Genomic DNA, 12468 nt, shown 5'->3' on the forward strand with positions numbered 1-12468 from the left:
AGATTGTAAAATATGTTTAAAAAATTATTTGCTTCAGGTTTAGTGTTCTTCTTTTCACTAGGTTTATTTAAATATGCTGATGCACATGTGACGATAAATCCAAAAGCAGTTGAACCTGGATCTTATGAAAAAGTGGATGTTCGAGTACCTGTTGAACAAAAAGATCATACTGAAAAAATCGAATTAGATATTCCAAAAGAAGTACAAGTGTCAAATATTCAACCCGTAGAAGGGTATAAATATAGTTTAGATAAAGACAAAAAAGGTAATATCACAAAAATCACCTGGAAAGCGAAAGATAAAGGCATTGGTCCTAATGAATTTATCGAATTCCCACTTCTTGTAGAAAGTCCTAAAGAAGAAGGCACATATTCATTTAAAGCTGTGCAGACATACGATAATAAAGATAAGGTAAAATGGACGGGTAAAGCGAATAGTGAACATCCTGCTCCAACATTGGAAGTGGAAAAAAATGCAAATGCTGTAACTGTTAAAGAAGACAACGCTAAAAAAGATGAAAGAAGTCAATCATCTTCAGGTGGTTCTATCGCATTGTGGATTATTTCACTTGTTGCCATTATTTTATCTTTAGTTGCATTATTTAAACATGCAAGAAATAAATAAGATATATAATAAAGTGACTTCTAGTGCTTGCTAGAGGTCATTTTTCATAACATGATTTGATTACAAAATTTTGTCACTTTAAAGACGAAGATAATCGATTATAATAATTGAAGTAAGGGAGGATTTTTTATGCGCAGATTATTATACGCTTTTTTAGTCTATATGATTATTGGACTTGTAAGTGGATTTTACTACAGAGAGTTAACGAAAGCACATGATTTTACGGGCGATACGCAACTAGCACTTGTTCACACACATACATTAATATTAGGTATGTTTATGTTTTTACTTTTACTTCCGCTTGAAAAAGTATTTAAGTTAAGTAGTTTTTATTTATTTAATTGGTTCTTCATTGTATACAATGTTGGTGTCATTATTACTGTAGGAATGATGCTAACAAAAGGCACTTACCAAGTCACTGGAAAAAGTTTTTCACCAGAAGCATTTGCTGGATTTGCAGGTATCGGTCATACAGGAATGCTTGCTGGCTTATTATTACTTTTCTTTTTACTAAGACAAGCCATTTTAAAAGAACCGAGAGATTAAAATAATAATTTGAGACACAATAGATTCAAACCTATTGTGTCTTTTTTTATAATTAAGAATAAAGAGACTAAAAGAGGAGGACGTTTTAATGATTCATTATTCAAATCATCCACCAAATGTTAAAGATTATTGTGAATTAAGAGCAAAAGCAGGTATGAGTCCTAAATCAGAAACAGCAGCAAAAAAAGGATTACCCCATGCATGCTTTAATATTACTATTTATGAAGAATCAACATTGATTGGGATGGGTAGAGTGATTGGAGATGGAGGAACTGCATTTCAGATTATAGATATTGCTGTCCATCCATATTATCAAGGACAAGGTTTTGGGAAAGAAATCTTAAAACAAGTGATGTCATTTATTGAAAATCATGCAGAAAAAGGGACATATGTCAGTCTGATTGCAGATTATCCAGCTGATCAATTATATAAGAAGTTTGGATTTCAATCTACCGAACCAAAATCTGGTGGAATGTTTAAAAAATATTAAAGAAAAGAGATGAGATTAAATTAAATTTCTTTTAAGTTTGTTATTTTATGTCTAGATTACGCTTTACGTAGATATTCTAAATAAAAATCTTTAGGTGATGGCTTCTAGATTAAAAAATATAAGTGAATTTTTAATTTTTAATAAGCTAAATAAATTCTGAAACAATTATTTGAAGTGCATCTAGTATATAAGTTGAATATATTATTTAATAAAATATTCATAAAATAATATACACATATAAAATGAATGATGATAATATATAAATGAACAAATACACCTATTGTTCAGTACAATATAGTAAATGATTGTGAAACATTGAGTTATAATATAGTTTTTAAATAAAAATGTTTCATCATTTACACCTATACAGCTAAGAATAAACATCAAGAATAGGAGTGAATAATCACTGTGAATTATCGAGAAAAATTACAGAAGTTTAGTATCCGCAAATATACAGTCGGTGCTTTTTCAACTGTTATTGCGACATTAATTTTCTTAGGTTCACCTCAAGCACACGCCAGTGAACAACTACAAAAAGATGGACAAGTGATTCAAGCAAAAGCTAGAGACCAAGAACAAACTTCAAATGAGACAAGTAACAAGCAAGTTCAATCTAACACAGAACCTAAAGCTTCACCTGTATCTGAGAGTCAAAAAGGAAACAATGAAACTTTAAATAAAGTTCAGACTACTGATACATTAACAAATGATTTAACATCATTTTCATCTCAAAACGAAAACAAAGATACATCTCATACAACAACAGATTTAAAAGAAAACAATGAAGCTAAATCTCAACTAAATAAATTAGATGATATAAATGTAACCGAGGTGAATGAAGGACATAATCATGACAACCGTAATCGTACTCGTTACGAAGATAGAGAAGCATCAGATGATACTCTAGTATCTTCAACTTCAACAACAATTGATGGTGATAAACTTCAAGCAGCTTATGACCGTTCTTACGCTGAATATCAAAAAATTGATAGAGAACAATCTGATAATAAAAAAGTTGCTCAAATTAAATCGACGTTCAATAAAGTTAATCATTTCTTTAGTGAAAATAACAATTCAAATCAAACATTAATTAATGAATTATATAAGGAACTAGAGCAAGCTAATGCATTAATTGAATCACTGCCACAACGACAAGTAAGAACTATTAATACAAGAGCAAATAGAGAAGCACGTGCTGTAAGATCAAGTAGACGCCCTGTACGTGGACAAGGTGGAACGAGACCCCCTAGCAATACTGCTAACACTTATACACCACCAGTAGTTCATAACTCTAGACCAAAACCTGGCTCAAAAGTAAAAAAGAATTCAGATTTGTATAATAATGCTAAAAAAGAATGGTATGTAGAAAATGAAAATGATGGTTCCGGTTATTGGTCAGGAACGTTTTTACATGCGACAAATAAAAGTGCACCATATTACACTACACGCTCACATTATCGAAATATGAGTCCATCTAGTGTTAGAGGTATTGCAGAAATTTCATCAATTAGACAAAATGATGGATATTTATGGACGATTAATTTTAATAAGTATCATATTAAACGTAATGGCATGGTATTTTGGTTTGGTTTACCAAAAGGTCAAACGCCGACAGGACCAGTTCGTTTTACAGTTACAGATGTCAATGGCCGAGAAACAGCATCATCTGGTGCTGGAGATGGTAGAGACCAATCATTATCAAGAATGTGGGATTCTGCTGGTGGTATTACATCAAGTGCATATAATTTCAGACAAGGTAATCCTTTGAATAGAAGTGAGTTCTATAACGATTCAGTTAATCATATTTATAATTTAGGGGATTTTGCACGTGGTAATGAAAATCAACCACTTACATTCTTTGAAAGAGAAGGTGTTCCAAATAAAATTAAAGTAGCTGGAGACGATATTTATCGTTATTTAACTGCGCAAGTAGATCATAATCAAGGTATTGATCATATCTATGCATTTCAAGCTAGAGGAACAGATAGTTATACTATTCAATTTAAAACGTCTGGTAGCTCACAAGATAGATTATATTATGCAGCAGGTGGTAGAGGGATTGAATTTAATGAAATCAACAACTATAACCAATTATATTTAGAGCCACTAGAACAGTATAATGATCGTAAAACTAAAATTGTAGATGTTATTGATCGCGTACTGCATATTGACCATGTTGAATCGGCTTATGATGTGCCAGAGCGTAGAATAATGAAAAAACATTACTTAGATAGCGATTTCGCTACACACGAATATGCTGAAGATGTTGCAAGTTATCTAAGTAACCCTAGTGATCATGTAATGGGTTTATTTCCTAGAGTACCTACTGATCGTTATAGAGGTAATTTTGGTGTAAATCCGCTTAACTCTTATGAAATTCATGAAATGTTTTCTGAAGAAAAATTAAAAGAGGCTGCGAGAACGGGAAGACCAATTGAAATTTTTGTTGGGTTTAATGTAAGTGATGCATATCATAATGGTGAAACAATCAAAAAAGTAAATTTATTCGTCAAACCAAAGTTAGAACAATCCATTGGATTCTATTCAGATAATGCAACCGATAATAAAGAAAATTCACCTGAATCACAAGCTGCACATCATGCTGTCTTTTTACAACAAGAAGGTCAAATGCTTAATACAGTGACTAATGGTAATAATAAGGATTATCATCAAAATATTCGAATTCAATTTAAAAGTAACGAGTCTGCAAATGTATGGGAAATCTCTGGATATCCACCATCTCTACAAATTGAAGATGCAGTAGATAGACCCAATACAGAACTTGAGAAAAATAAAGTATTAGTTGGTCAATTACCGCCAGGACGCCATGTGATGACAGCGAGAATCGGTAATGAAACTAAAATTTTTGAAGTCATTGCCAAACCCAATCCACCAGTTATTTCAACACTTGCAGCGCAATTAGGACAAAAAGGAGGTAAGAAACCAACTATTACAGTGACACATGTGCCACAAGATGAGAGAGCAAAAGTACGTTTAGTTTCAGGTGGTATAGACGGTGCAGGTCCTGGCACAGCACCTTCAGGCTATACTGTACTCGCGGAAAAGATGGCAAACTTAGATGGCACGGTGACATTTGAAGAAAGTGATTATACTAATCCTTTACCTAATAATGGGGTTATTAGAGCAATTACATACTATGAAGATTCAGTACAATCCAACTTTAGTAATTCGATTAATGTAGGATTAGATACTACACCGCCAACATTTAGCAACGTAAGAGGTCTTCAAGATAAATACTATCGTGGAGATAACGTTAATATTTCAATTCCTGTTTCTGATAATGCATATGGCTCAGGTGTGGAAGATGCATCTATCACTGGAAATAGTGGTTTACAAGCGGTATTCAATAGAGATGCTTCTGGAGACGCAGGTACTTTAGTGATTACAGGAACAATTTCGAATGATGTAACGTGGAATAGTGACATACTTGTTCAACCCGTTGCTCATGATAGAGCAGGCAATACTACCAATGTAAGCCCATATCATCTTCATATTGGAAAGTTATCTGATGATAAACCAGTTCAGTTGTTTAGTCAGCAAGAATTGAAAACAGTGGTTAATCCTAATAGTATTTCGCAAAGTGAAAGAAATGATATCATTAACTCGCTTAAAGCTAAAAATAGTAGTTTGACATCATTTTTAAGTACATTTAATCCGTACATGGTTGATAATGATGGTAGAGTAGTCTTGACTTTTAAAGATGGTTCGACTCGTATAATTGATCCGGCTCAAGTGATTACATATAGACCTCAACGTAAATCAATATATACTGAACCAGGTAGTTCAAATACAAAAGAAGCATTTATCACAATTGCTAAAGGTCAAGAGTATACAATTGGACCTGATTTAAGAAAATATTTCTCATTAAGTAATGGACAAGATATTCCTAATAATGCGTTTACAACTATTAATGGTAGTTCAATACCATCACCTCAAGCAATAAGTCGTCTAAATGCTGGTATTTATACTTATAACGTAGATGCATTAAATGCTTACAACCATAGTTCAGAACGTTTGACAATTAAAGTTAACGTAGTTGATGTCAATACATTAGCAGAAAATCAACGTGTTTATCGTTCAACAACTAAAAATTTAAGTAATGATGAAATTACACAAGTTAGAAATGCCTTTAAAGATGCTAATCCGCAATTAAATTTAAATGATAGTGATATCAGAATTGAAAACGATGAACCTTTAAGTAATCATCCAAGTCGTGTAAGAGTAACGATTACTAAAGGTGAATTAACAAAACAATTCATTTCAACATTTGATCATATGGATTTCTTAAAATGGATAAATTTACGTAATGATTATACTGTGACTTGGACAAGTCAAAAACTTAATGGACGAGGCACAGATGGTGGATTTGAGTGGTCTCCAGATGGTAAAACAATAATTTATCGATATGATGCAACGACTGGAAGAAGAATAACAGGTAATGACGTATTATCACTTTTAAGAGCAACGCCTAAACATGCAGGGTTGAGAAACCATATAGAAGGTCAAGAGAAAATATTAGCAGAATCAGGCTCAGCTCGTGGATTTAAACCTGTAGGATATTCTAAAGGGAATAGTATATATTCGGATGGAGAACATCCATTTACATATGATGGTCAACCTATTCAAGTATTAGACATCGTTGACAGCAATACTGGATATAGCAACTCTGTCATTGCACGCAGTGACTATAGACATACAAGCAGCAATTCGACAGTGATGAGTGGTGATATTCCAGCCATGAATGGTGCTGCTGGTTTCCATTTAGATAAAGTACTTAAACAAAATGGTACGGGTAATGGAATTATGGGTGCGGTAGATAAACAACAATTGTATTTAACGCCTTATGGTGCAAAAAGCTATATTGAACGTCTTGGACAATCAATGTCATCAACAGACAATGTGATTAATATCGTATTTGTACCAACTGATAAAGTAACGCCAAATATTGTATTAGATAATTATAATGATCATGTTGTATTTTCAGGAGAAACTTTCAGAAATACACTTACATTAACTGATAACTTTGGTATTAAAAATGTTACTGTACCTAATGACAGTCAAATACCTATGAATGTATTAAAACATTCAATATTAAGTGGTGTTGCCCCTAATGTATCTACCCCAATGTCTAAACAAGTGAAAGTTAAAGTAACAGATGGTAGTGATAACGAAACAACGGCTGTATTTAATGTATTAATCAAACCATTAAAAGATAAATATAGTGTCATGACAACTGCTGATGAGTCACATCCAATACGTATAGCAAATATTAGTAACAATGCAAGTTTATCTGAGACAGATAGACAAGCTATTTTTAACAGTTTAGATATTTCGAAATCAATTACCAATAGAAATTACGTTACAGATGGCAGTAATGAAATAAGAAGTAGGGAAATTAGTAATGTTCATCGTTCAGGTAATAATGCAAATGTTGAAGTGACTATCACTTATGCAGATAATTCAAGAACATCCATTACTGTACCAGTAAAACATGTCATTCCTAATATCAGAGGAATAGAATTATTTACAGTACAAGGTCAGCCATTCCCAAGTGGTAAAGGAACAAATAATAATGACTTCTTTGTTATAAATAATGATCAACCATTGACAGATGCTACTGTGACTTGGATTGGTAATGGACCAGATATTAACTCTACAACAGTAGGTGTCCCACAAATTTTAAGAGCAAACATCTTATTTGATGGTGAAACAACACCCATTGAAAAAGAAGCACACTATAGAGTAGTTAAAGCGAAACCAAAAAGAGTATATCAAACAACAATAAATGGTAATTTCTTATCTTCAAATGAAGGTTTGTCATCTAATGTAGGATCGTTTGTAGAAGGTATTGCAAATTATTTACCATCGGGTACGAACTTCGATTGGGCACCTGGTTCTGGACAACCTTTATCAAATAGTCCAGGTATTTTTACAGAAACAATTAACGTGATATATCCTAACGGTCAAGTAGACCCAGTTAATGTATTGTTTAAAGTGAAACCAACTACGCCTTCAATCGACACTTTAAGTACAAAATATAAAGCTGATTTATCTGGACAATCTATTAAAGTAAATAATGTTCCAAATAATGCACAGGTTAAACTATATACTGAAGATGGTAGAGAAATGAGTAATACAACTATGACTAGAAATCGTGATGGTTCAGTGTCTATTACAATTCCAGGAGTATTACCACTTGGTAATATTAAAGCTAAATCAATTATCACGGTTGATCATGTAACGATTACTGAACAAAATAATAGTGGTTCTGTTGTGAACTCAACACGTTCAGAATCAATAGAATCAGATTTAAGTGCATCTTCACCTGTAACAAAACAACTTGAAGCGGTAGACGGCGGATTAAAATTTGTTAAAGGGGACAACATTGATTTAAATAATCCTAGAACTTACATTAACTCTAATTCAGATATCATACGAGTAGAATGGGAACAGAATGCTAATCAATGGAAAAACACAATTGGTACTACAACTAAACGTGCCATTGTCACATTGAAGAATGGAGAAACGAGAACAGTTTCTATTCCAGTAACCATTTATGCACCAGCCACTGCTAAAGCACCACAACGTGATGTGGCCGGTCACGCGTTAACTTATGGCGATGACGCAGCAAATTATGTGACATTTGAAGATAATTATATGAATGGGGCTACAGTGACTTGGAAAAATAATAATGCTCCAAATAATAATATTGCTGGGATTCAAAACTTAACTGCTGAAGTAAGATATAACGGTATTAATAACGTATATCAAGTGCCAGTAAAAGTGTATGAATATAAATATAAATTTAAAAAATCAGAGTATAGTACGATCGTAGGAACAAGTTTTGAAGGAAATGGAAATATTAATAATTATGTAGCATTAGAAAATGCGAATGGTTTACCTACAGATGGTTTCCATCTTGTTTGGAATCAAAATACAACAGCTTCTCATAACGAACAATGGTCAAATTTAGTACATCCAACTCAAGCTTTTAAAAAAGAAGCGAGATTTGAAGTATTAGATAACCAAAACCATGTATTCTTTACTTCTGATCCAGCAATATTTAAAGTGACAAATGCAGTTCCAAATCCAGCAACTGTTACACAAAATGATGTTGGTGATGTAGTCATTTCACCAGGGATAGGTAAAAACTTAGGCGTTAATGCTGGAAATATAATTGTAAATCCAGATAGAATTACTGTTAAAAAAGGAAATCAAGTTATTGGCACATTTATCAAAAATAACACAGGCAAATGGACAAAAGCGAGTGATTCTATAAACACGCCTGGTTTATCAGTTTCTCCAGATGGTAATGAAATTATTTATGACAAAATGTCAGTTCCAAATGATACGTTGATTAACACCGAATCAACGACCGGGAATGGAGAATTGACTAGTGAAGCTGCTATAAGTGCGACTTACAAAGTTAAGCCAGCAACACCATCTAACACAACATTTGCATTTAAACAAAATGGTGAGTTCGAAGTTATTCCAAACAATGCTAATGCATCAACAACAAAAAATCCTACAGATAAAGTTAAAATTAGCTATGTAGAAAAAATGGGTAATAGTACAGAACAATCTAGAGAATTAATTGTAACTAAAAATAATCAAAATCAATGGTCGATGAATAATCAGCTAGATTATGTAACACTTGATTCTAGAACAGGTAAAGTGACATTTAAAGCTAATTCTTTAAAACCGCATGTACTGATTAATACAGAATCTATTGCTGGAAGTGACGATAATTTCAGTCATAATACAGTTGGAATTGTGGGACCAGAACATCATGATGTTATCATTCATGAGATAGTCAAAGAACCTGGCGAAAGAGTTAGTAATGAGGAACTTAATAATGCAATTAGTGTAGATAATAAAGATCATGCTAATGTAAACGAAGGAGTAAGTTTACCTACAAATTTACAGAGTGATACAACGCAAGCAGTACCAACACGTATTACTTATAGAGATGGAAGTATAGAGATTGTAAATGTACCAATTAGAACCCATGCAGATAAATCGAGTATTAGAAATGCTTTACCTAAACTTAACGTACAAGGAGACACTAATGGTAAAACACCATTAAGTGTGACTGCATATAATAATGAAATGCAGCATTTGCATGATGAAATTGAAGCAGTTCGAAGAAGAGCTAATGAAGTGTTATCAAATGATAGAGCAACAAATACTGATGTTGCAAATGTGACAAATAATATTAATGATGTCTCATTGAAAATTCAACATGCAATTTCATTACTACAAAATAAAGCAGATAATAGTGCTTTAGTTGAAGCAAAACGTCAACTTGATGAAGCAACGGCAGAACAAGATCCAACGCCAGGAATGACACAAGTAACATCAGATAATTATAGAGCGAAAAAAGCAGAAGCAGAGCGAATTAGTTCAGAAGCCCAAGGCGTGATTAACAATGGAGATGCGACAGCTGAAGAAATCAGAAATGAGAAAGCGAAAGTAGAAGAAGCATTAACTCAATTAACTGAAGCAAAAAATGCATTAAAAGCAGATAAGTCAGTGTTAGAACAAAAACGTCCAGGATTAAATCATGTGGGAGTTACCGAAGGTAAGAAACCAGCGAGCGTGACTGCATACAATAATGAAATGACTAAAATTCATGATGAACTTGAAGCAGCAAAAACAGAAGCAGATAGAGTGATTCATGATGACAATGCGACACCGGCTCAAGTAACAGCGGCTATCGCAAAAATTGACGCGGTACAACCTAAGTTAGATAATGCCATTAGCTTACTTCACGACAAAGAAAATAATAGTGAGTTAGTTGAAGCGAAACGTCAACTTGATGAAGCAACGGCTGAACAAGATCCAACACCAGGAATGACGCCAGCAACAGCAGATAATTATAGAGCGAAAAAATCAGAAGCAGAGCGAATTAGTTCAGAAGCCCAAGGTGTGATTAACAACGGTGATGCGACAGCTGAAGAAATTAGAGATGAGAAAGCGAAAGTAGAAGAAGCATTAACTCAATTAACTGAAGCAAAAAATGCATTAAAAGCAGATAAATCAGTGCTAGAACAAAAACGTCCAGGATTAAATCATGTAGGAGTTACCGAAGGTAAAAAACCAGCAAGCGTGACTGCATACAATAATGAAATGACTAAAATCCATGATGAACTTGAAGCAGCAAAAACAGAAGCAGATAGAGTGATTCATGATGACAATGCGACACCAGCACAAGTGACAGCGGCTATCGCAAAAATAGATGCGGTACAACCTAAGTTAGACAATGCCATTAGCTTACTTCACGACAAAGAAAATAATAGTGAGTTAGTTGAAGCGAAACGTCAACTTGATGAAGCAACGGCTGAACAAGATCCAACGCCAGGAATGACGCCAGCAACAGCAGATAATTATAGAGCGAAAAAATCAGAAGCAGAGCGAATTAGTTCAGAAGCCCAAAGCGTGATTGACAATGGTGATGCGACATCAGAAGAAATCGCTCAAGCAAAAGCAAAAGTAGAAAAAGTATTAACAGCATTAAATCAAGCGAAAGATGATTTAAGAGCAGATAAAACAGAATTACAACATAAACTTCCAGAATTAGATCAACGTGGCATTACCGAAGGTAAAAAACCAGCAAGCATCACTGCTTATAATGAAGCTCTAGGAAGAATACAAAGTGAAATTGAAGAAGCTAAGACGAAAGCACAAGAAGTGTTAAATAAAGAAAAAGCAACACCAGCAGAAGTGAAAGAAGCATTAGACAAAGTGAAAGCAGTCTTACCAAAACTTACTGAAGCGATTAGTTTACTTCACGACAAAGAAAATAATAGTGAGTTAGTTGAAGCGAAACGTCAACTTGATGAAGCAATAGCAGAACAAGATCCAACACTAGGAATGACGCAAGCAACAGCAGATAATTATAGAGCGAAAAAAGCAGAAGCAGAACGAATTAGTTCAGAAGCCCAAGGTGTGATTAACAACGGTGATGCGACAGCTGAAGAAATCAGAGATGAGAAAGCGAAAGTAGAAGAAGCATTAACTCAATTAACTGAAGCAAAAAATGCATTAAAAGCAGATAAATCAGTGCTAGAACAAAAACGTCCAAGATTAAATCATGTAGGAGTTACCGAAGGTAAAAAACCAGCGAGCGTGACTGCATACAATAATGAAATGACTAAAATCCATGATGAACTTGAAGCAGCGAAAACAGAAGCAGATAGAGTGATTCATGATGACAATGCGACACCAGCACAAGTAACAGCGGCTATCGCAAAAATTGACGCGGTACAACCTAAGTTAGACAATGCCATTAGTTTACTTCACGACAAAGAAAATAACAGTGAATTAGTGAAAGCAAAAGCGAAATTAGATGCAGCGACTAGCGAAGAAGATCCAACACCAGGAATGACGCCAGCAACAGCAGATAATTATAGAGCGAAAAAAGCAGAAGCAGAGCGAATTAGTTCAGAAGCCCAAGGTGTGATTAACAACGGTGATGCGACAGCTGAAGAAATCAGAGATGAGAAAGCAAAAGTAGAAGAAGCATTAACTCAATTAACTGAAGCAAAAAATGCATTAAAAGCAGATAAGTCAGCGCTAGAACAAAAACGCCCAGGATTAAATCATGTAGGAGTTACCGAAGGTAAGAAACCAGCAAGTGTGACTGCATACAATAATGAAATGGCTAAAATTCATGATGAACTGGAAGCAGCAAAAACAGAAGCAGATAGAGTGATTCATGATGACAATGCGACACCAGCACAAGTAACAGCGGCTATCGCAAAAATTGACGCGGTACAACCTAAGTT

At 34.0% G+C, this 12468-nt stretch carries 4 protein-coding genes; all 4 read left to right on the forward strand.

Annotated features, from left to right (window positions below; all coding sequences use genetic code 11):
- Positions 1 to 12 precede the first annotated feature (12 nt).
- Positions 13 to 624, forward strand: a complete 612-nt coding sequence (locus BDW25_RS05750) for a YcnI family protein (protein ID WP_064206884.1) — start codon at positions 13 to 15, stop codon at positions 622 to 624.
- A 129-nt stretch (positions 625 to 753) separates the two neighbouring features.
- Positions 754 to 1170, forward strand: coding sequence for a DUF2871 domain-containing protein (locus BDW25_RS05755; RefSeq protein ID WP_002454922.1), 417 nt, complete (start codon positions 754 to 756; stop codon positions 1168 to 1170).
- Between the two features lie 88 nt (positions 1171 to 1258).
- Positions 1259 to 1660, forward strand: coding sequence for a GNAT family N-acetyltransferase (locus tag BDW25_RS05760; protein WP_002448456.1), 402 nt, complete (start codon positions 1259 to 1261; stop codon positions 1658 to 1660).
- Positions 1661 to 2068: 408 nt separating this feature from the next.
- On the forward strand, positions 2069 to 12468 hold a 10400-nt coding region (gene ebh, locus BDW25_RS05765; protein ID WP_133945094.1), incomplete at its 3' end, for a hyperosmolarity resistance protein Ebh.

Origin of the sequence: Staphylococcus sp. AtDRG32 (genome assembly GCF_004365845.1) — a bacterium.
Lineage (GTDB): Bacteria > Bacillota > Bacilli > Staphylococcales > Staphylococcaceae > Staphylococcus > Staphylococcus hominis.